This window comes from Alcanivorax sp. DG881, assembly GCF_000155615.1.
Classification (GTDB): Bacteria; Pseudomonadota; Gammaproteobacteria; order Pseudomonadales; family Alcanivoracaceae; genus Alcanivorax.
Genome location: NZ_DS989915.1, coordinates 1,085,379 through 1,109,692, shown reverse-complemented (window position 1 = coordinate 1,109,692; position 24,314 = coordinate 1,085,379). Strand labels below are relative to the sequence as shown.

Below are 24,314 nucleotides of genomic sequence, written 5' to 3'. Positions count from 1 at the left end.
CTCCTACAACAAAAACCATGCTGGCCCTGCCTTTATATCCTTGCTACGGCATCGCCGCAAACAAGAGCGCCATTACTTGCACGGCTCCTATCTTGCCGGCCACTTTCACGTAACGTTTGCGACAAGCCTGCATCCAATTGATAGCATTAAGGAAATTGAAACAGGTGAAATATGCAGGACACCCACGATTTATTGGTGCGCAGCAGCACGGATTTTCCGCCACTGCGTCGCCATGCCACTTCCGTGTTGCAGGTAAACCTGGGGTATCTGTGCAACCTGAGTTGTGTGCACTGCCATGTGAATGCTGGCCCCACCCGCACCGAGCTGATGGACAAGGCCACCATCGACCTGATTCTTCAGGTCATCCGCAAGCGGGATATCAAGGTGATCGACCTGACCGGCGGCGCGCCGGAGATGAATCCCCACTTTCGCTACCTGGTGCGCGAATGCCATGCACTCGGTGTGGAGGTCATCGACCGCTGTAATCTCACCATTCTGCTCGAGTCGGGCTACGAGGATTTGCCACAGTTTTTGGCTGACCACGACGTACATGTAGTGGCGTCTCTGCCCTGTTATTCCGAAGAGAACGTGAACAAGCAGCGGGGCAAGGGCGTGTTTCAGGGCAGCCTTGAAGCCATTCGCCGCCTGAACGAGAAAGGCTACGGGGACGACAAGGTTCTTGACCTTGTTTATAACCCCACTGGCGCGTCGCTGCCGCCTCCCCAGGCGTCTCTGGAGGCTGACTACAAGCGTGAATTGATGACGCATTTCGGTTTGCGCTTCAATCATCTGCTGACGATTACCAACATGCCTATCAGTCGTTTCGGTGCGGTGTTGCTGGCCCATGATCAGTTCAACGACTACATGCAGCTGCTGCGCGACAGCTACAATCGCGAGACCCTGCCGGCCTTGATGTGCCGCTCCATGGTAAGCGTGGATTATCAGGGTTATCTCTACGATTGTGATTTCAACCAGATGCTGGACATGCCACAAGGTCACCATGAGGGCCATCAGCATTTGTCGAGCTTGTTGAAAGACGACATTGAGGGCGAGCCGATTTATGTGGCCGATCACTGCTTTGGTTGCACGGCGGGCGCAGGAAGCAGCTGTGGTGGCTCGCTGGAATGAGCCGCGTCAGTGTCATCGTACCGGTGCTCAATGAGGCGGACACTCTGGCCGAGTCGCTGACAAGGCTACGCACGGCGCTGGCGGACGATGATGAGTTGATAGTGGTAGACGGCGGGAGTGTCGACCACAGCATCGATATTGCGCGGCAGCTTGCCGATACGGTGCTCACCAGTGATCAGGGACGCAGCTTTCAGATGAATGCCGGCGCGGTATGCGCACGGGGCGTATGGCTCTGGTTCATCCATGCGGACACGGTGCTCAATGCCCGCCATCGCGAGGCGCTGGGTAGCCTGGCCAGTCGCACCCTGTGGGGGCGTTTTGACGTTCGGCTGAGTCAGCCCCGGCCGCTGTTTCGGGTTATCGCGTTCATGATGAATTGGCGCTCGCGCCTTACCGGGATCGCCACCGGCGATCAGGCCCTGTTTGTGCGCCGGGATGTGTTTCGTGAACAGGGCGGGTTTCCCGAGCAGCCATTGATGGAAGATATTGCCCTGTCGCGCCGCTTGCGTGCCCTGGCGCGCCCGGCGTGCCTGCGCCCGCCGGTGATCACCAGCAGCCGGCGCTGGGAGCGCCACGGTGCCTGGCGCACCATCTGGCTGATGTGGTCCCTGCGCTTTCGTTACTGGCGCGGGGCCAGCCCCGAAGCGTTGCACCGGGAGTATTACCGGGGGGATGCTGGGTGAACGACAAGCCCTTGCTGATCATTTTCGCCCGCGCCCTGCACGCCGGTCAGGTGAAAACCCGCCTGATCCCTGCTTTCGGGGCCGATGGCGCCCTGCAGATTTATCGGCAGCTACTGTGGCAGACGTTTGCTGCCGCAGAGGCGTTTCCCGGTGATGTGCAGCTGTGGCTCGACAAGCCGGATGCGCAGTTGCAGCAGGAGGCAACGGCACGGGGTTGGTCCAGTTTTTTGCAGGAAGGTGAGGATCTGGGGGAACGCATGGCTGGCGCGTTATCACAGGGCTTGTGCCACGCTTCCCGGGTTTTGCTCATCGGCAGCGATTGCCTGCTGCTGGATCGGCCTTATTTCGAGCAGGCGCTGGATGCGCTGGGGCACACTCCTGTGGTGTTCGGCGCCAGTGAAGACGGTGGCTATGTGCTGCTGGGCAGCAGCCGGGCAGCGCTCTGGTCCTCTGGGCGTTTTCGGGGCGTGCGCTTCGGTGGTCCCCATGCGTTACAGGACAGCCGGGCCTGTTTTGCCCCGGAGCAAACCGGGGTGTTGGCGCCCCTGTGGGATGTGGATGAGCCGGGCGATGTGGCACGGGCCCGTTCATCCGGACTTTTACCGTCTGTCACTTTTTCCTGATTTGACGGGTGTCAGCGGTGCCCGTGCTTGCTTAAATTTCCAGCTTGTAACACATAACAGGGTTTCTGTAGCTGCTATGGTAGCCGCCGTAAAGGATGACGGAGCAGGTTGATGCACGATAGATCGGTCCTCGATGTCGAGGTCGTTTCCGAATTGCAGGATATTATGGGCCAGGATTTTCAGATGCTGGTCGAATCGTTCCAGCGCGATGGCGAGCAACGCCTGGCCGCGCTGGATCAGGCGTTTGCGGGGGGCGATGCGTATACCCTGCGCAGCCAGGCGCACAGTTTCAAGGGCAGCAGCAGCAACCTGGGGGCCATTCATGTTGCAGGTCTGTGTATGGAGCTGGAAACGTTGGCTTCCAGCGGTGATCTTGCCAATGCGGCCGCTTTGATTCACTCCCTGAAACAACATTTCCAGCAGGCCTGTGCGGCGTTAAACGCCACGTTGGCGTGAAATGGGGCCGTGCAGCGGCAAATTTCAGGCAAAAAAAACCCTCTTCCGAAATTGGGGTGGAAGAGGGGGGTTGTGAGCGCTATTGCTAGCGCCTTGGGGGGATACTGGTTGGCTTGGTGATGCTGTGTAACACCACGTTTTCCATAGAATTAATGCTACCCAGAAGTGTGACGTCGTGCTGTAAAAAGCAGTGAGGAAATGTAAAAGCTTGGGCGCCTTTTGGCGTCGGGATGTAGTCTTCTGGGGCGCGGGTCTGGTGCGGTGGGACGAGCTTGTAAGAGATCTCTTACAAGACTGTAGGAAAAAACAGTTTTTTTCTGCTGTTTTTGGCGTTCAAAAGCAAATCTTTAAAGTCTAACCTTTTGTTTTTTCTGCTATTTTTCTGTTTTGTGTGGTTTTCACCCAGACTTTTAATATTTATTTTACCCACAGAGCAAAATACGGTTGATATAGTGTTTCCGTGCTTCAGGGAATTGAGCACAAGGATTTGCAAGGAATGCAGTACAGGGATGTTGCGGTGAGCGCAAAAGGGTCAGGATGACTCGACGCAAAAAGGGCGGCAGGATGCCGCCCTTTTATTTTGCCTGGAGAAAAGTGATCCGCGCTTAGCGGACCAGCTTCTCCCGCTTGTTCGGCACACCGTCCCACTCTTCAGCGTCGTCCGGCGCATCTTTCATTTCGGTAATGTTCGGCCACTTCTCTGCCAGATCCGCGTTGATCTCCAGGAAGTCCTGCTGGTCGTCCGGCAGTTCATCTTCCGAGAAGATCGCGTTAACCGGGCACTCCGGTTCACACAGTGCACAGTCGATACACTCGTCCGGGTGGATGACCAGAAAATTTTCGCCTTCGTAGAAACAGTCTACCGGGCACACTTCCACACAATCGGTGTGTTTGCAGTTAATGCAGTTCTCACCTACTACGAACGTCATATCCTGTCCTCGCCAGGTGTCTTCATTTTGTACAGCGCCAAGGGCTGATTATAGCAGCAATAGGCACGGTCTCGCTTGGGGTGGCGCTAGTCTAGCGATATGCCCAGAGGCAGGCAAACGCAGCGTTGATATAAGGTAATAGCCCAGAGTGTTATCAGAAGACAACTTGCCGGTTGCCCCTCCTGCAGGTGCGTCGCGCTCTGTGCCTTGCGGATAGCCAGAGTGTCGAATTGCGAGAAGCGAGTTTCGAAAGGCAAACCCGAAAACACGGTAAAGCCTGACGGTTTTCGCTTCTCGTCACCGGGCTTGTCGCGCCACCAACCCAGCGCCGTTCCTGCAACGCTAAAGCAGTCCTCTCAGCTTGTAGAGTGCCTCCAGCGCCTGCTTCGGCGTCAAATCATCCGGGTCCAGCTCCTTGAGGGCGTGCTCCACGGCACTGGGCTCACTGAAAAGGCTGGCCTGGGCCGGCGTTGCTGCCGACGGTGTGGTGCTGGCGGGCGTGGTGTTCACGGCAGAGGCGGACGCCGCCAGGGGTTTGCCTTCTTCCAGCTCGCGAAGTTTATTGCCCGCTTCATGGATCACACTGGCCGGTACACCTGCCAGCTGGGCCACCTGTAAACCGTAACTACGGCTGGCCGGGCCTTCCTGCACGCGGTGCAGGAACACGATACGGTTATCGTGCTCACTGGCGGTGAGGTGGGCGTTATAGATGCCGGGCAGTTGCTCCGGCAACTGGGTCAGCTCGAAATAGTGGGTGGCGAACAGGGTGAACGCCTTGAGGTTGCGCGCCAGGTGCTCGGCGGCGGCCCAGGCAAGGCTCAGGCCATCAAAGGTACTGGTGCCCCGGCCGATCTCGTCCATCAGCACCAGGCTCTGGGCGGTGGCGTTGTTGAGGATGTTGGCGGTTTCGGACATTTCCACCATAAAGGTGGAGCGCCCGCCGGCCAGGTCATCCGAGGAGCCAATGCGGGTGAAGATCCGGTCCAGGCTGCCGATGCGGGCACTGGCTGCAGGCACACAGCTGCCCAGATGGGCAAGCAGGGCGATCAGTGCAGTCTGGCGCATGTAGGTGGATTTACCGCCCATGTTTGGGCCGGTAATGATCACCATGCGGCGGGCGTCATCCAGGTGCAGGCTGTTGGGCACAAAGGCATCGTCCAGCACCTGCTCGACCACCGGGTGGCGACCATCCACGATCTCGATAATGGCATCGTCATCCACCAGTTGCGGGCGCACCCAGTTCAGCGCTTCGGCGCGCTCGGCCAGGGCGGCCAACACATCCAGTTCGGCCACGGCGGCGGCGCTACGTTGCAGGGCATGCAGGTCAGCGGCCACGTTTTCCAGCAATGCTTCGTAGAGACGCTTCTCCAGGGCCAGTGCCTTGCTGGAGGCAGACAGGGCCTTGTCTTCAAACTCTTTCAGTTCCGGGGTGATAAAGCGCTCGGCATTTTTTAGGGTTTGCCGGCGCTGGTAATCCGCCGGCGCCTGGTCCGATTCCCGGCGTGACAATTCGATGTAATAGCCGTGCACGCGATTGTATTTCACCCGCAGGGTGGACAGCTGGGTGCGTTCGCGCTCGCGGGTTTCAATGTCTACTAGAATAGCACCGGCGTTTTCGCTGATGGAGCGCAGCTCATCCAGCTCTTCGTTGTAACCGGGGGCAATCACGCCGCCGTCGCGAATCAGCATGGGCGGATTTTCAATCACCGCGGTGCCCAGTAATTCCACCTGATTCGGAAACTGGCCGATACGCTCGATCAGCTCAAAGAAGCAGTCGGCGGCGGGCAAAGTGCCAATCAACGGCGGTAGCGCCTTCAGGCTGGCATGCAAGCGAGTCAGGTCGCGGGGGCGAGCGGAGCGCAGGGCTACCCGGCCGAGAATACGCTCCATGTCGCCGATGTCATTGAGCACATCGCGGGCGGATTCGAAACACCAGCCCTGGCGCAGGGCGTCGATCTGGTCCTGTCGCTGGGTAAGCGTGGTGCGGTTACGCAGCGGCTGGTGCACCCAGCGCTTGAGCAGGCGCGCCCCCATGGCGGTTTGGGTGCTGTCCAGCACCCAGGCCAGGGTGTGCTGCTCCTGGCCGTCCAGGGTTTCGGTCAGCTCCAGGTTGCGGCGGGTGGCTGCGTCCATGGCCACCGCGTCGTCAAAGCTCTCCACGGCCAGGCCGGTAATGTGCGGCAGCTCACCGCGCTGGGTCTCCTTGGCATAGCCAAGCAGGGCGCCGGCAGCGGCGACCGCCACGGCGGTTGGCTCACCGAAACCGGCCAGATCCTGTACCTGAAATTGCTGACACAACTGGCGGCGGGCGGCGTCTTCGTCAAACTCCCAGCCGGGGCGTTTGCGGGTGCCCGGGCGCTCGGCCCAGCGGCCTAGCAGGCCGTGTTCCTCGCTGAGCAGAAGCTCCGCCGGTGACCAGCGCTCCAGCAGGGCCTGCAGTTGGTCGGCGCCTTCTACCTGAGTGACCACAAAGCGTCCGGCAGCCAAGTCCAGGCTGGCGCAGCCATACTGATTATTGTGATCAAAAACCGCGCACAGCAGATTGTCACGGCGTTCTTCCAGTAGCGCCTCGTCACTCACCGTGCCGGGGGTAACAATGCGCACCACCTTGCGTTCCACCGGCCCCTTGGCCAGCGCGGGGTCGCCGATCTGCTCGGCAATGGCCACCGATTCACCCAGCTTCACCAGCCGCGCCAGGTAGTTCTCTGCCGCATGATAGGGGATCCCCGCCATGGGAATCGGCTTGCCGGCACTCTGGCCCCGTTGGGTCAGGGTAATGTCCAGCAACCGCGCCGCCTTCTGTGCATCACCAAAGAACAACTCGTAGAAATCGCCCATGCGGTAGAACACCAGCTGATCCGGGTGCTCGGCCTTGATACCGAGGTATTGCTGCATCATCGGCGTATGTTGGCTCAGGTCCGCGCTCACGGTTCCTCCGGGGGTATCAGTGGTAGAAATCAAAAGGGGGATGATATAGGGAATGGAGGAAGGAATCATGGGGTCGCTCATAGGGCAGAGGGAGCGGCCGGGGACTCTGTTGTTAGGCAGGTTGATCGGATAGCGGGGGAGATGAAATTAATGTTCCCCGCCCTTGTTACAGCCACCTGGCAAATCCACGGTAGCGATTATTTTGCCGGCATGCCCAAGAGGCTTGGTGTTTTTCGCGGCGGTCAATCGCTTATTGATGAAGTTGCGTTACGTTTTAGGCACAAAACCTGATGATATTGGAAAATATGCGCCCTTCTCCTCGTGTTCGTCTATCCGCCTCAATCGTTGATGTTTTGGATTCTTTCATCGAGTCCGTCAGACCGGAGCTTATCGTCGACCGCAAGGTAGAAGATGGATGCTGTGATCTAACCTTGAATGAGCTGCGAGATCTAATAGAGACGGCGGCTAGCTGTCAATCGCCGAAGGAGCCTCTGTCGATACAGCTGTTACGATACTTGCCAGTAACGGCGGCTGGTGACGTGGGCATCGCTTCGATGACAGCGGCAACTCTGGGAGAGGCGTTGGAGACAGGAGTGCGGTTTTTGCCGTTGGTCTTTACTCTTTTTGACTGCCATCAGTATTCTTCCGGCAATAAAGTCGTAGTGGAAATGCGCTGCCGGCATGATCTTGGAGAAACCTGTAATGCGGTTTTAACGGAGTTACAAGCGGGATTGTTTAGAAATATGGCATTTTTTGCTCAGCATGCCCCGCAGTCTAGCAATAAGACCCGCTATAGGATGCGTTTGTCATTTTCCCATGAGCCTCAGGGTGACAAGCAGGCGTATCGTGAAATATTTGGCGAAGTTCCTGATTTTGGTCAAGCAACAAATTGCTTTTCCCTGAGTAAGCAAGTTCTTCGGCAGTCTTTGTTAACGGCTAACCGCGTTACTCATTCTGCGCTTATAAAAACCCTTGAGGAACGATTACATCGTTATGGAGTTTCTGAATCGGTTTCAGATAGAGTTCGGAATTTGATTCGGAAGGCTTTGGTTGAGGGTGAGTTGTTAACAAGCGAAGAGATGGCTCTTCGCTTGTTTATGTCATCTAGGACTCTAAATAGGCGCTTAGAAAAAGAAAATACTCATATAAGGCTCTTGATGGACCAGGCTCGACTCGAGTACGCCAAGCGGCTTCTTCAAACGACAAGCTTGCCAATTTCCACAGTTGCCAATAAATCTGGTTATAAAAACCCTTCTTCCTTTTCTCGCGCTTTCAAAAGGTATTTTGACGTTTCACCGGGTCAATGCCGCTCCTAAATAGAATGCCGACAGAAAATAATGGCGCCTTCTGCACATTGTTGGCAGCTCATGCACTGAATGCTCTGGTTAGACTCCGTGAAGATTTAAGTGGCATTGAATGGCCGCTAACGACGGAGAGAAAGATATGTCAAATCAGCTTGATAGTAGGTGGGATGCCATTGTTGTTGGAGCCGGGCTCGGGGGCATGAGTAGTGCGGCCTGTCTGGCTGCTGCAGGAAAGAAAACGTTGCTGATAGAGCGCCATACCGTCATAGGCGGTAGCTCCCATGTATTTCGCCGAAAAAAACAGTGGGAATACGACTGCGGGGTGCACTACATGGGCGGGTGCGGTCCTGGTGAGGCTGTGCCTGCGGTAATGCAAGGTTTGGGTCTTGATGACCGGATAGAGTGGCTGCAGTTAGACCCTAATGGTTTTGATACCGTGCGGGGGCCAGATTTGGAGTTCAAGGTCCCTGCTGGCTGGGATGCTTATCTCGATTCTCTCATTCGAACTTTCCCAAAACATGAAAAGAAGCTTCGGTTCTATATAAGGGTAATGCGGAAAATTGGTGAAGGGTTCGATCGTTCATCAATGAATTTGGGGCAGGGGTCTGCCTTTGCACGTTCAAGTGATGCGGCTAAAAAAGTAGGTTGGGCAATGCCCTTCTTTATGATGCCTCATGCCGCATTTCTTGCTAGTTGCGGCTTCGACCCTAAAACACTTCTCGCCCTTTCTGTTCAGGATGGGGCCTTGGCATCAACTCCTTTGGAACTGCCAGTTGGTATGGCAGCAATCTTTCTTCAGGACTATGTTGGCGGCGGGGCCTGGTATCCAAAGGGCGGAGGACAGATGTTCTCCGCAGGATTTGCAGAGGTGATAGAAAGTCATGGCGGTACGATTCTCACTAACACAGAAGTGGAAAAAATAATTGTTGAAGGTGGGGCGGTAAAAGGTGTGAAGCTGAAAGGTGGTGAGGCATTGTCGGCGCCTGTTGTTGTCTCTGGAGGGGATATTAAGCGAACCTATGAAGATCTCGTTGGACGTGACGGAATGACGGATTCTATGGCTAAGAAAGTGGATAGAATGAAAATGTCCACGCCCCTTATTAATGCCTTTTTTAGTGTAAAGCAGGATTTGAGGAAATCTGATAATAGTAACTATTTTATTATCCCTAGCTGGGATGATGCCGGATCACTAATGAGCTTGAAGAACATGGGCCAGCGATTGCTAAAGCCCAAGGGAAGAGAGCCAGTTGAATGGGCAATGGATTATGCAGCTAATCAACCAGCTTATGTTCAGTGCTCAACTAGGCGAGATCCGGACAATATGCGCAGTGCTCCATTGGGACACGGAGTAGTAGAGGTGCAATCACTGGCTCCCTATGATCCTGCAATGTGGGGGATTAAAGGATTAGATGTTTCCAGTGGAGAATATCGCGATAGTAAAAAATATTTACAGGTTAAGGAAATCATACTCGAAGGTTTTGCGCGGCGCATGGAAAAAGCCTATCCGGGTTCTTCATTAAATGTGATTGATGCTGAACTGGGGACGCCAGCTGCACAGGAGAGATTCACGTTTACCAGTGGTGGTAGTGCGTTTGGCTTACAGCCTAACTGGCGCCAGATTGGGCCTTTCCGGCCTGGAACCAAGACGGAGATTAAAGGGCTGTTGTTAGCTGGAGCCAGTACTGTCTGGGGGCCGGGAACCGTGGGTTCAATATTGAGTGGGGTGCATGCCGCGAGTGTGGCCACCGGACGTGACCTTCTGAAAGAAATGCAATCCGGTGAAATGATTGCAGACCGATCACGAATGCGTCAATGGCCAAGTGACTTTGACCCACTTCTTGAGAGTCGCGGTTCGGCTGCAAGAAAAAAACGTGAGGCTAAAGGTCGTAAAAATAGTGCGATCTCGTAATTGGCGGGATACATCCGGCAGAATGATAGGTGACTGATATGAATGATAAATCACAAGAGGCTACAGCACACGGGCGCGAATTTGATGTGGTGGTGTTCGGCGCCTCAGGTTTCGTAGGGAGTTTGACAGCCCAATATTTGGCAGAACATGCACCACAAGGTGTAAGGGTCGCGTTGGCCGGCCGGTCGGAGTCTCGTCTTGCTGAAGCAAGGAAAGGACTTCCTGATGCGGCCCAGAATTGGCCGCTAATTGTTGCCGATGCCAATACGCAGCGTTCACTGGACTCCTTGGTATCCCGTACGAGAGTGATATGTACGACTGTAGGGCCATATCTTCGCTACGGAAAACCACTGTTACTCGCTGCTGCGAAAGCGGGTACGGACTATGTTGATCTAACTGCCGAGGTGCCGTTTGTTCACTTTGCGATTGAGGAGGCGCATGAGATAGCCGAGCAGACAGGGGCCCGCATCGTTCATTCCTGTGGATTGGATTCAGTGCCATCAGACCTCGGTGTTCACTTGCTATATGAGCGTATGCGCCGTGATGGAGCTGGTGCGTTGACTGATACAACGATGGTCGTGAAATCCATGAGAGGTGGGGCCTCCGGCGGTAGTGTCGATACCTTGCGGGTCCTCACTGATCAGTCCGAAGACCCTGCTATTCAACAGTTAGTTACCAATCCGCATGCGCTATCTGGAAGCCCTGGCATTACCCCTGATATTCCGGCATCTCTTGAGCCCAGTGACCTTTCAATTATCAGAGGAAAACGGGTGGATCCATCGCTTAGAGGGACTTTGGCCCCGTTTCTTATGGCGTCGTATAACACCCGTATCGTTAGGCGTTCGAACGCATTACTGGGAAATGCTTATGGCGATGGATTCCATTACGCAGAAACCATGGCGATAACGAGTATCCCAGGGATATCAGGTATCGCAGCAAAAAGTGTTTATGCGGCGACAACCGCATTTGCAAGTGCAATGGGTTTCGGTCCAACTCGCTGGGTCCTGGACAAGATTCTTCCGAAACCCGGTGATGGTCCGAGTAGAGAAAGTCAGGAAAAAGGGTATCTCGTCACGCAAACGTTCACCAAGAGCACGGCAGGTAGAAGATACCGGTCTCAGGTCACCGTCAAAGGTGATCCTGGGTATGTCGGCACTGCAGTCATGCTTGGTGAGAGTGCATTGGCATTAGCGCTTGATAGAGATCGCCTTCCGAAAAGGTTTGGAGTCTTGACTCCAGCCGTCGCTATGGGAGCGATTTTGACAAAACGCCTCCAAGACGCAGGTTTTGAGCTAAATGTAACCGAATTGCACTAATGGAAGACTCGAAAATTAGTGGCGCCGCTTAATAAGGCGGCTGCGTTAATCAACATAAAAAGGCGAGCCATGAAATACTCTCAAACAGGTAAACACCCGGATATTCCGGTCAGGAATGCAGATTTCGGTTTTGCTGATATCCCCAAGTATTGGTTTAACCGTGACCCTCTCTTTACTCATTATTTTACAGGGCTGTCAACGCTTTTTCCTGAAGGGGAGGCTTTTTTTGTTCGGTCTGTCAGGAAATTAAGAGCGAGAGTAAGGGGAAATGAAGAACTTGATAGTCGTATAGGCGCTTTTATCGGTCAGGAGGCAATGCATTCTCGTGAACACGAAGCATTCCATGTCAGTGCACAAAAGCATGGCCTGGACCCTAAATCTCTGGAGGCTTGGACCGGAAAAATACTGGGGTTTATGGAACGTAATTTTAGTGAAAAGTCACAGCTTCTTATAACAACGGCTCTGGAGCACTATACGGCTGTCCTTGTTGTGGAGATGATGAAAGATATCCATGAAATGATGGATGATAAAAACGTTAGGGATTTGTGGCTGTGGCATAGTATCGAGGAAACCGAGCATAAATCTGTGGCCTACGACATGTACGAATACCTTTATGGAAAGGGATGGACGTCGTACTTTTCCAGAGTTTCCATGTATGTATTAAGTCTGTCTACTATCACCGTGGTTTCCTTGGTTTATGCTTTTGTTCTCATGAAAAGGGATGGGCAGCTTTTAAATATGAATTCATATCGACGTTTCTTGCCGTTTGCTTTGAGAAGTTATGTGCGTTTTGCGCCAAAATTTTTAGCCTATCTTCGTCCTGGGTTTCATCCGGATGATTACAATGACGATATGCTGGTTGATAAAACCAAAAAAATGATAGGAATTAGCTGATTTTGAATTCTGCGTTAGTTAATTAAGTCTGTATTGGTCGAGCAATGTTTGTCAGTTTATGGAGGTTTTTGAGGTCATGCTTGTATTTTGGCAACGCAGACCGGCCAAAATTCCTTGGCAGCCCTTCAATAAGTAGAAGTTGGTTAAGAGTAAATAATAAAAAAATGGGCTGTGTGGAATATGTAGGAAAGAATGATGAATGAGATGTAAACATGGGTGCTGCTAATTAGAGGCGGCACTGTCCAAAAGGTGTCTGGTTTGCCTGCTTGTGAACTAGTGGATTTTTTGGTGAGCTAGACGCACCTTCCATTGAGGAGATGAATGGGGAGTATTCAGCTAGTCTTCTTGCACAGCCTAGTTGGCTTTCTGGAGTGGCTGGCCCTCTCATGTTGAATAATCCTCTACAGTCCTGGGAATGTAAGGCTTTTCGACCGAGTGATAGCGATAAGGGTCGGCTAAATCAGCCTAAACACACCTGTGCATCACCGACGTATACTGTCTCAGGTCCGCGCTCACAGGTCCTCCGGGGGAATGCATCATGGTTAAAGTCGGCCATCATAAAGGGATTGGGAAAAGGAATCATGGGAGATCTTCACGGCCGTGAGGCGGTGAAGGATTCGGGGTTCGGATGCTGCGCGTTCTGCGGTTATCAATGCTTGGTATACAGTGCTACCTGGTCAAGGGGAATAGTGGTGGGGGTGTGCCAAGATGCTGCTGTCTTTCAGAAGTGTTCGCAGTAAACGGGGTAGAGACCCAAGTCCCTTGACCCGATTCCCATGGTTACGACGCTTGATCCATGCGCTATGCGTGCACGTCCAGGTTATCAATTATCTTTATATTCTGGGGGTTAGGCCTTTGTGTTTCATCCAGCGCTGTAAGTGGTTTTTCATGAGCTGCCTCACGGTTTTGTCGCAGTCGTTGCCAGTCCCACGGCGAGCAGTAATGCCGCTACCATCAGATAAGGCGCGCTTACCGACATGCTGTACACGAGAGTGCCGGCAATGGGGCCGAGAACAACCCCCAGCCCTTGCATGGCGGTGATGGTGCCGGCGGCGACGCCTTGCTCATGGGCTTCCACCGCATTGGCTGCCAGCGCCGACACGGACGGGTAAACCCAGCCCATCCCGGCTGCGGCGATAGCAAAGCCGAGCCACAGCCCCCAGATCGTTGACGCTAGTGCAGTAGCGCCAAAACCTATAGCGGCGACAATGGCTCCAGTGCGAATCAGACGTGTCGGTTTCCATGCCAGCTTTGTTAGAGCACTCTGTGATAGCACCAGCGTGATACCAACGATTGCCAGGGCGATCCCTGCTGTCTGGGCGGCGGCACCCGGTTCTTGAGCGAGCCGGTCCAAGGCAAAGAAGCCCACGGTGACCTGCGCGATGGCCGCACTGAAGGCCACCAGCATGGGCAGGCGCAGGCGTGGATCATTCAGGCGGGCGGTGTGGTGTGTGGTGGCGCATGGTGTTCCAAGCGGGGCAGTAGCTTCCACAAGGCGAGCAGGGCCAGAATCGGTAACACAGCGGTGATGTATAGAGGTAGGCTCAATCCCAAGGGTGAAAACAGTCCGACCAAACTTGGACCCAGCACCATGCCCGCACCGCTGGCAGCCCCCAATGTAGCCATGGCTCCCGCACGGTGTTCGGGTTCCACATGGTCGGCTACCAGAGCGGCTGATGTTGCTGGCACTGCCGCGTAGAATAACCCGACGAAGCCGCGCCCGAGGACCAGACCGGCCAATGCCACCCATGCTGGCAGCAGGGTGTTTAAGGCGGTGTCGATGAACAGGCATAGTAGTAGATAGCTAATCGCGAAACCGGTGAGCCCGGAAAGCATCACCGTGCGGCGTCCCCGTTGATCACTGAGCCGCCCCCACCACCGCGCCGTAGTAATCCATGCCAGGCCGCCGACAGTCATCGCCAACCCAACGTGCCAGGGGGCGAGGGAAAGTGTTCGTGCAATCGGGCCCGCCAACGCGACGAAAGCCATCATCGCCATGGTGCAGGTGAAGGTTTCAAATAGTAGAGGGCGAAGACTGAACGTTGTTCCTGTGGACACCGCGGGAGAAATGATTTGCTTCATGATCCATTACTGTTCCGGTGATGGAGGTAGCCTTCGTTGTCAGCAGGCGCGAAGGGTACTTTTGCTATCGATTGTATAGGTAATGATTATCATCATCTTAAAAATAAAGAGGTACATTTCCGGATTGAATGAAAATCACCCTTTGCGACGTTAGGAGGTATCGCGAAGTCCATGTGTGCAGTAATCGAGTAATCGGGGACACGCGCCGGTTCGGCCATTGCCTGAAAAAATCAGCTCTTGGGCTGATGCTGGCTCGCCGTGCGTACCCCGATATTTCGACTAACGGTTATTACCAGCGATAGTTAACCGTGCCGATAACGCTCCGTGTTTCTCCGTAATAACATTCTGAGTCATTGCAGTTGGAAAGATATTCTTTATTGGTCAGGTTGCGGGCGTTAACGGCTAGTTCCCAGGGGCCGGTTTGATAACCGATCAGCGCATCGATCAACGTATAGTCGGGAATTTTTGCTGGTGCTTCTTCATTGGCACCATAGGTTGATCCCGTATAGCGGGCTCCCGCGCCAAGCTTCAAACCAAAACCAAACGTGTAGTCAGACCATAACGAGAACTGGTGCTCGGCGTAGTTGAAGGAACGCTTGCCGATTTCGCTTGGGTTGGCGCTGTCGGTGACATCGGCTTCCGGGGTCCAGCTGTACGCGGCCTTGAGGTTTGTATTGGGCAGCACTTCTGCGACGGCTTCCAGTTCGATACCGCGAACGGTGACTTCACCGGTGTTGCGGGGGGCAAAGCCTGTATCGTAGGTGACGTAGTTTTGCCTCACCAGATCGAATGCCGCAATGCTGTAGGTGCTACTGGCGCCTGGCGGCTGGTAGCGCATGCCCATTTCGTATTGTCGGCCGGTTTCAGGATCAAAGGGGTTACCAGTGGCAGGATTGATTGTTGCCGTTGGAGAAAAGGATTCAGAGTAACTGATGTAGGGCGCGAGGCCGTTCCCTACAAGGTAAACCAACCCGGCGCGACCGCTAAAATGTTCATCGGATTGTTTGTCGTTTGAGTTGGTCAATTGGTCATCGTTTTCGATGACGGCGCGGTCAAAACGGCCGCCAAGGGCGAGTACCCAGTGTTCGTCGAACTTGATCTGATCCTGGAGATAAAAGCCGGTCTGTTTGAGTACGGTGTTGGCGTCGATGAACGGTGATGCGGTTAACGTGACTGGCGAGCCATAGACCGGGTTGAAGACATCAATGGGATCGACTGCGCCACCCCAGTAAGCGGTGACATCAAAATCGGAGCGCTGGTAATCCAGCCCCAATAATAGTGTGTGCTGCCAGCGGCCGGAGCGCCAGTGGGCTTCTACCTGGTTGTCCAGAGTGAGCTGGCTGGCGGATTCGTCACTGCCAAACGGTGTGCGGTCTAGCAGGCGGAAATTCTCGGGGGCGCCGGGGTCTCCGGCATTGACGGTAACAAAACGTGGGCTATAGAAACTTTGATAGTCGGTATCGAACTCCCCGTAGCGAGCGTTCTGACGAAGGGTCCAGATGTCGTTGAGGTGGTGCTCGAACAAGTAGCCGATCATCCATTGTTTCTGGTTGTAGCGGCTGAAATTCGGCTCCCCCCAGAATGTGGAGGCGGGGATGTCGCCATTCGGATTGGACAGCAAGGTGCCCTCCAGGGGGAAGTTGCTCCAGTTGGAGGCCACTTTCATGTCCAGATATTCGGCCAACAACGTTAACTGGGTGTCGTTGGAGGGGCGCCAGGTCAGTGAGGGTGCAATGTAACTCCGGTCATTGGGAAGATCATCACCGACGGACAGGTCGGCATCCCGTTTCAGGGCGGTCAACCGGTACAGCCATTTGCCATCATCGTCTGCTTGCCCTGACAGGTCGGTGGCAATTTGCTTGCGATTGTCTGTGCCAATCTGGGCGCTGATTTCACGAATCGGGTCTTGAGTCGGCCGCTTGCTGACCACATTGATCAAGCCGCCTGCGGAGTTCTGTCCATACAATACGGAGGATGGGCCTCGCAGATATTCAATGCGTTCGATGCCGTAATTCTCGGTTTGCCACACAGCCCAGTTCCCGCTATTGCGTAATTGCAGGCCATCCTGATAGAAACCTGGGGAATAGGCGTCAAAACCTCGTAGGTAGACCCAGTCGTATTGCGAGTCGTTACCCCAGGGCGTAGCGCTGACACCGGGGGTGTAGCTCAACGCTTCCTTGAGCGTGGTGGCGCCGGTGGTCTTGACCTGATCGGCGGTGATTACCGAAATGGATTGAGGGATTTCCAGAATCGGGGTGTCCGTTTTCGAGCCTGTCGCGCTTCGTTTTGCGGTAAACCCTTCTACCGGCCCGTAAGCGGACTCACCGATTCCTTCTGCATTGACGGTGACCGGCGCCAGAGTGACGGCGTTGTCTGTGGCTTGCGTCAGCGTCACCGTATTGCTGCCGGAAAACTGAAAACGGATTCCCGAGCCTGTAAGTAACTGCTGCAGCCCCTCGTGAACCGTATATTCCCCGGTTAATCCGTTACTTTTTTTGCCCTGTGTCAGTTCTCCCGCGCCCGCCAGATAAAGCCCGGTTTGTGCTGCAAAACGGTTCAAGGCGCTGGAAAGAGCACCAGCGGGAATATTGAAGCTGGTACGGGCTTGCGACTCTGCCTGGTTTTGTGCGGCGGCAGGTTGGGCCCACAGCAAGGGGCCTGCCAGCGTGATGGCGGTGAGTAGCCCGGTGCCTGTCAGGCGAGAAGCCCGCCTTGCAGGGCCAGTTTTATGCGGTAAATCGGTGGTCTGATACGGTTTGCCAGCGGGCATTTTCAAGACTCCCTCAATCGGTGAAATTTCTCGTTCTTTCCTTTACACGGGTGGGAGTGAAAAAGGGGAAGCCTGAATCGGCATTTTTTTGTAATTGGAAAATGTCAGTGATCGGGTTCCAGGGTTACCCACCACGGCAGCACGCGGCGGGTGCGTATCGGTAGAGCATTTTCCAGCATGGTCAACGTGTGGTCGGGCTTGTCGATGGGGTAAGTGCCCATCACTTTCAGGTTGGCTACCGATGCATCCACTGCCAGATAGCCGTGGCGATACCGGCTCAGCTCCTCCACCAGCTCTTGAAGTGAGATGTTGTCTGCGACAATCAGGCCCTGTTGCCAGGCGACACGTGAATGTTGCGCCTTGTGGGGCTTGGCTATTGCGCTGGCGGTGAAGGAGGTCTGCTCGCCGGCTTGCAGGGTGAGGCGTTGGCCGGTGGTGGCGTTGATTTCCACGGCGCCTTCATAGACCGATATCTGCGTATTTGCGTCCCTCTGCTGCACACTGAAACGGGTGCCAAGGGCGCGCAAGCTGCCTTGCAGTGTGGTCACCACGAAGGGGCGCGCGAGGGCGTCTTTGGCTGTTTCAATGAGGATTTCGCCGTCCCTCAGTTTGATGTGACGGATCGTATCGGTGTAGCTGATATCCACGGCGGTGGCGGTGTTGAGCCATAGTTGCCCGCCATCACTGAGTGTCAGTTGGCGTTGTTCGCCGGTGGCGGTGCGGTAATCCGCTGACAGGGTATGGGCCAGCTGGCGGGCCGTACCTGGCAGTGTTGTCTGGCTCCAGATCAGCCAGGTTGCCACGCTCGCAAGGCCACTGCCAAGAAGGGTTCGACGCGTGATTCGGCTGCTGCGGGTGTCATGGATAATTTGCCTGGCGCCGGTTGTACCGGCCTGTTGTTGCGCCTGCTGAAAGCGTTGCCCTACTTGTTCCACATAGTGCCAGGCTCGCTGGTGCTCCGGGTGAGCATTCAGCCATGCCTGCCATTGGTCCCGGTCTTGCTGACGCACGTCTTCGTCGAGCATGGTGGCAAACCACTGCGCGGCTTGTTGCAGTATGTGATGGGCGGGCAGGTCGGGTTGTGGCATTTAGCTCACCGAATGATGGAAGCGGGCTTCGATTAGCATGCACTCGAGCATTGCCTTGGCCATGTAGCTTTTGATCGTGCGCTCCGAGACATTCAGTTGTGCCGCGATTTGTTTGTAGGTGAGCCCGTCGATTTGGGAGAGAACGAAGGTTTTCGCTATTTTTTCCGGTAAACGGTGAAGCATTTCATCAATTTCGCAGAAGGTTTCCACGATGATCGTGTGTTCTTCCGGGGAAATATTTAGTGCTTCCGGGCGGGCAGCGAGAACTTCCAACCAGGCCTGTTCCACGGATTGGCGGCGCCAAAGGTCGATGCAGAGGCGGCCCGCTACTGTACGCAGATAACTACGGGCGGCGCTCAGATTGTTCAGCGGGCGGGGATTGGCGAGCAGGCGGACAAAGGTGTCCTGGGCCAGATCAGCAGCGAGGGCTGGGCAGCCGACCCGGCGATTAAGCCAGTTTTGGAGCCAGCCATGATTCTCGTTGTACAGCGTTTCCACTGGCAGCGATCCTGTTGTCGCCGACATAAGGCCGCCCCCAGCTTGAGTGATCGAATGATAAGCGGCGAGCATAAATGAGAATAGATATCATTACAATGTCGGGCGCTCAGTGCTGGCTGGCTTGGAGGTCCAACGCTGGGGGCCTTTCTGACTTTGATGATCCAAAGGCAAGCGCAAGCGCTTTAATGGGCGGGCAAGCTGGCCGGACAGGGCACTCTATCCTCTGTATTGCTCACGCTCTTATTTTTCCATGGATGCAGGGTTGCTGGTCCGAGCCTGGTCAAAGAAGGCCGCTGTTTTTAAGTTGTTGCCTGCCAATCCTGCCCTCCGATCCTCCCAATTGACCGTTGATAACCAAACGCAACCAATCTGGTAATGCTCTGCCGCGAAAAAACCGGATGATAGGGTGTTTGTAGCTGCGTGTTTGAGCACCTGGCTGTGAGCGCACGAATAACAATAAGGAGCAGGGAGAATGGCCCGTAAATTGTCCATTATGGATTCCGGCTGGCTGATGATGGAAACCCGCGAGACCCCCATGCATGTAGGTGGGCTGGCGTTGTTCGCGATTCCGGAGGACGCGCCTGCGGATTACATGGAAGGCATCTATCGCTACCTGGTGGAGGTGAATGGAATCTGCCGTCCCTTCAATCAGAAGATCCAGTCGCGCTTGCCCATGCGCATGGATGCCGCCTGGGTGGAAGACAAGACTTTTGATATCGATTACCACGTGCGGCATTCCGCTTTGCCGCGCCCGGGGCGGGTGCGCGAGCTGCTGGCGCTGGTGTCGCGGCTGCACGCCCAGCGTCTGGATCCCAGTCGCCCACTGTGGGAGAGCTATCTGATTGAAGGGCTGGAAGGCAACCGTTTCGCCCTTTATACCAAGATGCACCATTCCATGGTGGACGGGGTGGCGGGTATGTACCTGATGCAGTCGCGTCTGGCTAACAGTGCCGAAGATCGCCTGCCGGTGCCCTGGTCTGGCGAATGGGATGCGGAGAAGAAACCGAGAAAGAGCAGTGGTGCCCCTGCGGCAACTACGGGTATGAAAGGCACGGTGAATAACCTGCGCCGGGGCAGTGGCCAGCTGGTGGACCTGTTGCGACAGCCCAAAGACGGCAATGTGAAGACTATCTATCGGGCACCGAAAACCCAGCTCAACCGGCGAGTGACCGGCGCCCGGCGCTTTGCGGCCCAGTCCTGGTCTCTGCCACGTATCAAGGCAGCGGCCAAACAGCATGGCGGCACCGTCAATGATATGTTTCTGGCCATGTGTGGCGGGGCCCTGCGGCGTTACCTGTTGAGCCAGGACGCGTTACCGGACCAGCCGCTGGTGGCTCAGGTGCCGGTGTCGTTGCGCAGTGCGGACCAGGCGGGCGACGGTGGTAATGCGATTACCACCGTGCAAGTCAGCCTGGGAACGCATATCGCCGAGCCGCTGAACCGGCTGGCAGCCATTCAGGATTCCATGAAAGGGGTGAAGTCCCGGCTTGGCGATATGCAGAAATCCGAGATCGATGTCTATACCGTACTCACTAATGTGCCGCTGTCGCTTGGCCAGGTGACGGGCTTGTCCGGGCGGGTAAGCCCCATGTTCAATCTGGTGATTTCCAACGTGCCAGGGCCCAAGGATCCGCTGTATCTCAACGGCGCTGAAATGTTGGCTTCTTACCCTGTGTCGTTGGTACTGCATGGCTATGCGCTGAACATCACCGTGGTGAGCTACAAGGACAGCCTGGAGTTCGGTGTTATCGGTTGCCGCGATACACTGCCGCATATCCAGCGCTTTCTGGATTACTTTGAAGAGTCGCTGGCGGAACTGGAAAGTTGATTCGGTAACCGTTTTCTTAGGGCCGGGAAGGAAGGCTTGCGGTTGAGTAGCTGCCTACGGGGTAGGCGCTACTCAACAGTGATGCAGGCCTTGCCGCTTTTAGTCCCGGAAGAACCAGCGCACGCCAACCTCGTATTCAGTCAGGTCCAGATCATCGTAATCGCGCAGCGTGGCAGATAGCCCAACTTGCTGGGTGACTTTATAAATGGCTTCGATAAGCGAGGCGGTATCACGGAATAGCACATCTGATTCGCCGATTTCGAGGCCGATCTGCCATTTATCGTTGAATTCGTGTCTGAGCCCGATGTGGTGGTACCAACCGCGCTCGGTAGAACCGTTTTGCAGCTCAAGCTCGTTGTGGTCCGAGCCCAGAAAAATCGCAGTCTGGGCGTTTAACGGGTAATGAACGCCGAGACCAAGCACCGACCAGGATTCTTGCTGTGCGTTTTTTTCCGGCAACCGGACATTCCCTGCGTGGTAACGACCGCGCGCATGGATCCAGCCGAAAGCCGAAGCGCTGGCCTTTAGTGTGCCGGAGCTGCTGTCGCCGAAACCGGAGTAGTCGGTATTTTGTAGGGAGTAGCCGATGTCGACGTAGTCGAAGGTTTCGGAGGCTTGTGCTAATGGGCTAAAGAGAATGGCGGATGCGAATGCAATGCGATAAAGGCTGTGCACGGTGAAGTCCTTGTTTATTTTATTTATGCGGAGGGGAGGATAGCGGAAATGGCTTGAGGATGGGCGAGTAATTACCAGGTAGAGTGAGGCCACCCATCGCGTTTGCCCTGCCAGAAAAGCTGAGCTTGTGGTCTGTGCGCTGCTTTCTCGCTCCTTCCCTTGTTCTTCTTGCCTCCATCTTCCCCTAAAATACCCGGCAACCAACCTCTCTGGAGCAAGATTCGTATGGGCCGCGCCTACCAAAACCGTAAAGAGTCCATGGCGAAAACCTCGGATATGAAAGCCAAGGTATACAGCCGTTATGGTCGGGAAATTTATGTCAGTGCGAAATCCGGCGGCCTGGATCCCTCGGCGAATCTGGCGTTGCGCAGCCTGATTGACCGCGCCAAAAAGGATCAGGTGCCCGGCCATGTGATCGACAAGGCCATCGAGAAAGCCAAAGGCGGTGGTGGCGAGGATTACTCTCCGGCTCGCTATGAAGGTTATGGCCCGGGTGGTTGCATGGCGTTGATCGAATGCCTGACGGACAACCCGAACCGTACCTTTGGCGATGTGCGTATGGCCTTCACCAAGACCAAATGCAAGATCGGCACACAAGGCACAGTGAGTCACATGTTCGATCACGTGGCCATTTTCGTCTTTGCCCATGCGGACGAAGATGCGGTGCTGGAAGCGCTGATGGACGCCGATGTGGATGTCAGCGAGATCGAAGATGACAACGGCACACTGACCGTCTTCACGCCCAATACGGAATACTTCAAGGCCAAGCAGGCGCTGACGGAAGCCTTCGGTGAACTGGACTTCGACGTGGATGAAATCCAGTTTGTCCCGCAGAGCTACACCACCATCAGTAGCGAAGATATGGAGATGTTCGACAAATTCATGGCGATGCTGAATGATCTGGACGACGTGCAGAACGTGTATCACAACGTGGATCTGGGTTAGTCGCACATGCCAATTCGTGACGAAGAGATTCTCGCCGCCGCACAGGCCCTGGCCGGTTCGTTGGCGCAACAGCGGTTGCTGTTGACCACCGCGGAGTCGTGCACCGGCGGGGGCATTGCGGAAACCCTGACCGGTATCGCCGGTGCCTCGGCGTGGTTTGACCGGGGATTCGTGACGTATTCCAACGAGGCCAAGCTGTCGATGCTGGGCGTGTCGCAGTCTACGCTGGACAGATTCGGTGCCGTCAGCGAGGCGACCGCGCTGGAAATGGCGCGTGGCGCGATTAGTCACTCCGGTGCCCATGTCAGCGTGGCGGTGACTGGCATTGCCGGGCCTGACGGTGGAACCCCGGACAAGCCCGTGGGAACGGTCTGGATTGCCTGGGGCCAGAAGCTGGGCTATGCCGAGGCGCGCCGCTTCCAGTTTGACGGCGACCGCAATGCCGTCCGTCAGCAAGCCATCCTCGAAGCCATACTGGGCTTGAATGCCCGCCTCAAGTAGCCACAATCGGGCTATTCATCTTGACCCTGCCGAGGCGGGGTTACGGTAACAGCGATCTGGACAGAAACAGGGAGGTTGCAATGGGCTGCCAATGCTGTTCATAATACTGTCCATATTGTCAGCACTGGTCGAAAGGCCAGATAAGACAGATCAGATACGGTTGGCGTCAATGAGTGACGCGCCGAAAACGGAGAGGGGTCACAATGAGCGATAAAGGTAAGGCGCTGTCCGCCGCACTGTCACAGATTGAGCGCCAATTCGGCAAAGGTTCCGTCATGCGCATGGGCGATCGCAAGCGCGAGCGCATGCCGTCCATCTCCACCGGTTCACTGGGGCTGGATGTAGCCCTGGGTATTGGCGGGTTGCCGAAGGGGCGGATCGTGGAAATCTACGGCCCTGAATCCTCTGGTAAAACCACCCTGACCCTGAGCGTGATTGCCCAGGCCCAGAAAAAAGGCGCCACCTGTGCCTTTGTGGACGCGGAGCACGCGCTGGACCCGGATTACGCGGAAAAGCTGGGTGTGAACGTGGATGATCTGATCGTTTCCCAGCCGGATACCGGTGAGCAGGCGCTGGAAATCACCGACATGCTGGTACGTTCCGGTGCAGTGGACGTGGTTATCGTGGATTCCGTGGCCGCCCTGGTGCCGAAAGCGGAAATTGAAGGCGAGATGGGCGACACTCACGTGGGTCTGCAGGCCCGTCTGATGAGCCAGGCGCTGCGTAAAATTACCGGTAATGTGAAAAACGCCAATACCCTGGTGGTGTTTATTAACCAGATTCGCATGAAGATTGGCGTAATGTTCGGTAACCCGGAAACCACCACTGGCGGTAATGCGCTGAAATTCTACTCCTCCGTGCGCCTGGACATCCGCCGTATCGGCGCAGTGAAGCAAGGGGACGAAGTCACCGGTAACGAAACCCGTGTGAAAGTGGTCAAGAACAAGGTATCCCCGCCGTTCCGTCAGGCCGAGTTCCAGATTCTCTACGGACAGGGCATCAACCAGCTAGGCGAAGTGCTGGATCTGGGTGTACAGCAGGGCCTGGTAGACAAGTCTGGCGCCTGGTACGCCTACAAGGGCGACAAGATCGGCCAGGGCAAGCAGAATGCCTGTGAGTACCTGCGTGAGAACCCGGCCATTGCCGAAGAAATCGAGACGGAAATCCGGGCGCGCTTGCTGCCGGACCCCACCGCTGAAGCGCCGGTGGAAGAGGAAGCTGCGGCTGACGATGAGTGAGCCGCTGACGGAGGCCGAGCTGCGCCAGCGGGCGGTTGCCCTGCTGGCCCGGCGCGATCATGCCCGTCGCGAACTGGTCACCAAGCTGCAGCAGCGGCTGGGTGACCAGCCGGCGCTGGCCGCCGTGCTCGCCTGGTGTGAAGAACACGGCTTTATTGATGACCGGCGCTTTGCCGGTTTTTTTGTGCGTGCCCGCATTGAGCGCGGCCAGGGCGCCTTGCGTATTCGCCAGGAACTTCAGCTCAAAGGTGTGCAAAACGACTGGATCGCCGAAGCGCTGGAGAATGCGGAGGTAGACTGGTTTGCCCTGGCCCGAGAGGTTCGCGCCCGACGCTTTCGGCACTACCCCACTGACCAGAAAGAAAAGGCCAAACAGCTGCGCTTTCTGCAAAGCAGGGGGTTTGATGCCGAACAAAGTTTTGCGGCGCTGGACGTCCCGCAAGACGATTTGGACTGATCGCTGCTTGTTCCGGGGTGTTCGCTAAAACGCGGAGTGAACCGAATCCCTGCCACTGCGCT

Annotated in this window: 22 protein-coding genes; 14 read left to right on the top strand and 8 right to left on the bottom strand. The window is 55.6% G+C overall.

What is annotated here, in order from left to right:
• The first annotated feature begins 171 nt into the window (after positions 1-171).
• The 4 genes from arsS to ADG881_RS04935 all read left to right on the top strand — a co-directional run bounded on the left by arsS (position 172) and on the right by ADG881_RS04935 (position 2,890).
• Entirely contained in the window at positions 172-1,128 is a 957-nt protein-coding gene (gene arsS, locus ADG881_RS04950; RefSeq protein ID WP_007150154.1) for an arsenosugar biosynthesis radical SAM (seleno)protein ArsS, read from the top strand.
• Positions 1,125-1,811, top strand: coding sequence for a TIGR04283 family arsenosugar biosynthesis glycosyltransferase (locus tag ADG881_RS04945; RefSeq protein ID WP_007149475.1), 687 nt, complete (start codon positions 1,125-1,127; stop codon positions 1,809-1,811). The genes arsS and ADG881_RS04945 overlap by 4 nt, the downstream gene beginning before the upstream one ends.
• Positions 1,808-2,434, top strand: coding sequence for a TIGR04282 family arsenosugar biosynthesis glycosyltransferase (locus ADG881_RS04940; protein WP_007149449.1), 627 nt, complete (start codon positions 1,808-1,810; stop codon positions 2,432-2,434). The genes ADG881_RS04945 and ADG881_RS04940 overlap by 4 nt, the downstream gene beginning before the upstream one ends.
• Before the next feature lie 111 nt (positions 2,435-2,545).
• A complete protein-coding gene (locus ADG881_RS04935; protein ID WP_039926235.1) occupies positions 2,546-2,890 on the top strand; it encodes an Hpt domain-containing protein in 345 nt (114 codons plus the stop codon).
• Positions 2,891-3,495: 605 nt separating this feature from the next.
• Here the strand turns inward: ADG881_RS04935 and fdxA are convergent.
• Positions 3,496-3,819 carry a ferredoxin FdxA gene (fdxA, locus tag ADG881_RS04930; RefSeq protein WP_039926233.1) on the bottom strand — a complete coding sequence of 108 codons (324 nt, stop codon included), beginning with the start codon at positions 3,817-3,819 and terminating at the stop codon, positions 3,496-3,498.
• A gap of 342 nt (positions 3,820-4,161) precedes the next feature.
• A complete protein-coding gene (gene mutS, locus ADG881_RS04925) occupies positions 4,162-6,717 on the bottom strand; it encodes a DNA mismatch repair protein MutS (RefSeq protein ID WP_039926231.1) in 2,556 nt (851 codons plus the stop codon).
• A 171-nt stretch (positions 6,718-6,888) separates the two neighbouring features.
• Here mutS and ADG881_RS17670 point away from each other — a divergent pair, with 171 nt between their 5' ends.
• The 5 genes from ADG881_RS17670 (at position 6,889) to ADG881_RS04905 (ending at position 12,170) form a co-directional block, all read left to right on the top strand.
• Positions 6,889-7,038: a hypothetical protein gene (locus tag ADG881_RS17670; protein ID WP_198004995.1), complete on the top strand. Its 150-nt coding sequence runs from the start codon at positions 6,889-6,891 to the stop codon at positions 7,036-7,038.
• Entirely contained in the window at positions 7,038-8,063 is a 1,026-nt protein-coding gene (locus tag ADG881_RS17330) for an AraC family transcriptional regulator (protein ID WP_007150364.1), read from the top strand. The genes ADG881_RS17670 and ADG881_RS17330 overlap by 1 nt, the downstream gene beginning before the upstream one ends.
• A 127-nt stretch (positions 8,064-8,190) precedes the next feature.
• Entirely contained in the window at positions 8,191-9,960 is a 1,770-nt protein-coding gene (locus ADG881_RS04915; protein WP_156790343.1) for an NAD(P)/FAD-dependent oxidoreductase, read from the top strand.
• 38 nt (positions 9,961-9,998) lie between these two features.
• Positions 9,999-11,276 carry a trans-acting enoyl reductase family protein gene (locus ADG881_RS04910; RefSeq protein ID WP_007151087.1) on the top strand — a complete coding sequence of 426 codons (1,278 nt, stop codon included), beginning with the start codon at positions 9,999-10,001 and terminating at the stop codon, positions 11,274-11,276.
• A 69-nt stretch (positions 11,277-11,345) separates the two neighbouring features.
• Complete coding sequence (locus tag ADG881_RS04905) at positions 11,346-12,170, top strand: metal-dependent hydrolase (RefSeq protein WP_007150771.1); 825 nt, start codon at positions 11,346-11,348, stop codon at positions 12,168-12,170.
• Between the two features lie 898 nt (positions 12,171-13,068).
• Here ADG881_RS04905 and ADG881_RS17665 read toward each other — a convergent pair.
• The 5 genes from ADG881_RS17665 to ADG881_RS04885 form a co-directional block, all read right to left on the bottom strand.
• Positions 13,069-13,662, bottom strand: a complete 594-nt coding sequence (locus ADG881_RS17665) for an MFS transporter (RefSeq protein ID WP_198004994.1) — start codon at positions 13,660-13,662, stop codon at positions 13,069-13,071.
• Positions 13,602-14,252, bottom strand: a complete 651-nt coding sequence (locus ADG881_RS17660; RefSeq protein WP_198004993.1) for an MFS transporter — start codon at positions 14,250-14,252, stop codon at positions 13,602-13,604. The genes ADG881_RS17665 and ADG881_RS17660 overlap by 61 nt, the downstream gene beginning before the upstream one ends.
• Positions 14,253-14,541: 289 nt before the next feature.
• The gene (locus ADG881_RS04895; RefSeq protein ID WP_007148850.1) at positions 14,542-17,022 is read right to left on the bottom strand and encodes a TonB-dependent siderophore receptor; all 2,481 of its coding nucleotides are present in this window, start codon (positions 17,020-17,022) and stop codon (positions 14,542-14,544) included.
• Positions 17,023-17,126: 104 nt separating this feature from the next.
• Positions 17,127-18,110: a FecR domain-containing protein gene (locus ADG881_RS04890; RefSeq protein ID WP_007150827.1), complete on the bottom strand. Its 984-nt coding sequence runs from the start codon at positions 18,108-18,110 to the stop codon at positions 17,127-17,129.
• The gene (locus tag ADG881_RS04885) at positions 18,111-18,608 is read right to left on the bottom strand and encodes a sigma-70 family RNA polymerase sigma factor (protein WP_232211687.1); all 498 of its coding nucleotides are present in this window, start codon (positions 18,606-18,608) and stop codon (positions 18,111-18,113) included.
• A 472-nt stretch (positions 18,609-19,080) separates the two neighbouring features.
• On the opposite strand from ADG881_RS04885, the gene ADG881_RS04880 reads away from it, so the two are divergent.
• Positions 19,081-20,436, top strand: a complete 1,356-nt coding sequence (locus tag ADG881_RS04880) for a wax ester/triacylglycerol synthase family O-acyltransferase (RefSeq protein WP_007151365.1) — start codon at positions 19,081-19,083, stop codon at positions 20,434-20,436.
• Between the two features lie 99 nt (positions 20,437-20,535).
• Here ADG881_RS04880 and ADG881_RS04875 read toward each other — a convergent pair whose 3' ends face one another.
• Positions 20,536-21,111, bottom strand: a complete 576-nt coding sequence (locus ADG881_RS04875; protein WP_039926224.1) for a hypothetical protein — start codon at positions 21,109-21,111, stop codon at positions 20,536-20,538.
• A 225-nt stretch (positions 21,112-21,336) separates the two neighbouring features.
• On the opposite strand from ADG881_RS04875, the gene ADG881_RS04870 reads away from it, so the two are divergent.
• The 4 genes from ADG881_RS04870 to ADG881_RS04855 all read left to right on the top strand — a co-directional run bounded on the left by ADG881_RS04870 (position 21,337) and on the right by ADG881_RS04855 (position 24,252).
• The gene (locus tag ADG881_RS04870) at positions 21,337-22,056 is read left to right on the top strand and encodes a YebC/PmpR family DNA-binding transcriptional regulator (RefSeq protein WP_007149249.1); all 720 of its coding nucleotides are present in this window, start codon (positions 21,337-21,339) and stop codon (positions 22,054-22,056) included.
• 6 nt (positions 22,057-22,062) lie between these two features.
• Positions 22,063-22,557: a CinA family protein gene (locus ADG881_RS04865; protein ID WP_007151337.1), complete on the top strand. Its 495-nt coding sequence runs from the start codon at positions 22,063-22,065 to the stop codon at positions 22,555-22,557.
• A gap of 203 nt (positions 22,558-22,760) precedes the next feature.
• A complete protein-coding gene (gene recA / locus ADG881_RS04860; protein ID WP_007149154.1) occupies positions 22,761-23,795 on the top strand; it encodes a recombinase RecA in 1,035 nt (344 codons plus the stop codon).
• Complete coding sequence (locus ADG881_RS04855) at positions 23,788-24,252, top strand: regulatory protein RecX (RefSeq protein ID WP_007151488.1); 465 nt, start codon at positions 23,788-23,790, stop codon at positions 24,250-24,252. Before recA ends, ADG881_RS04855 begins: the two co-directional genes overlap by 8 nt.
• Positions 24,253-24,314 lie beyond the last annotated feature (62 nt).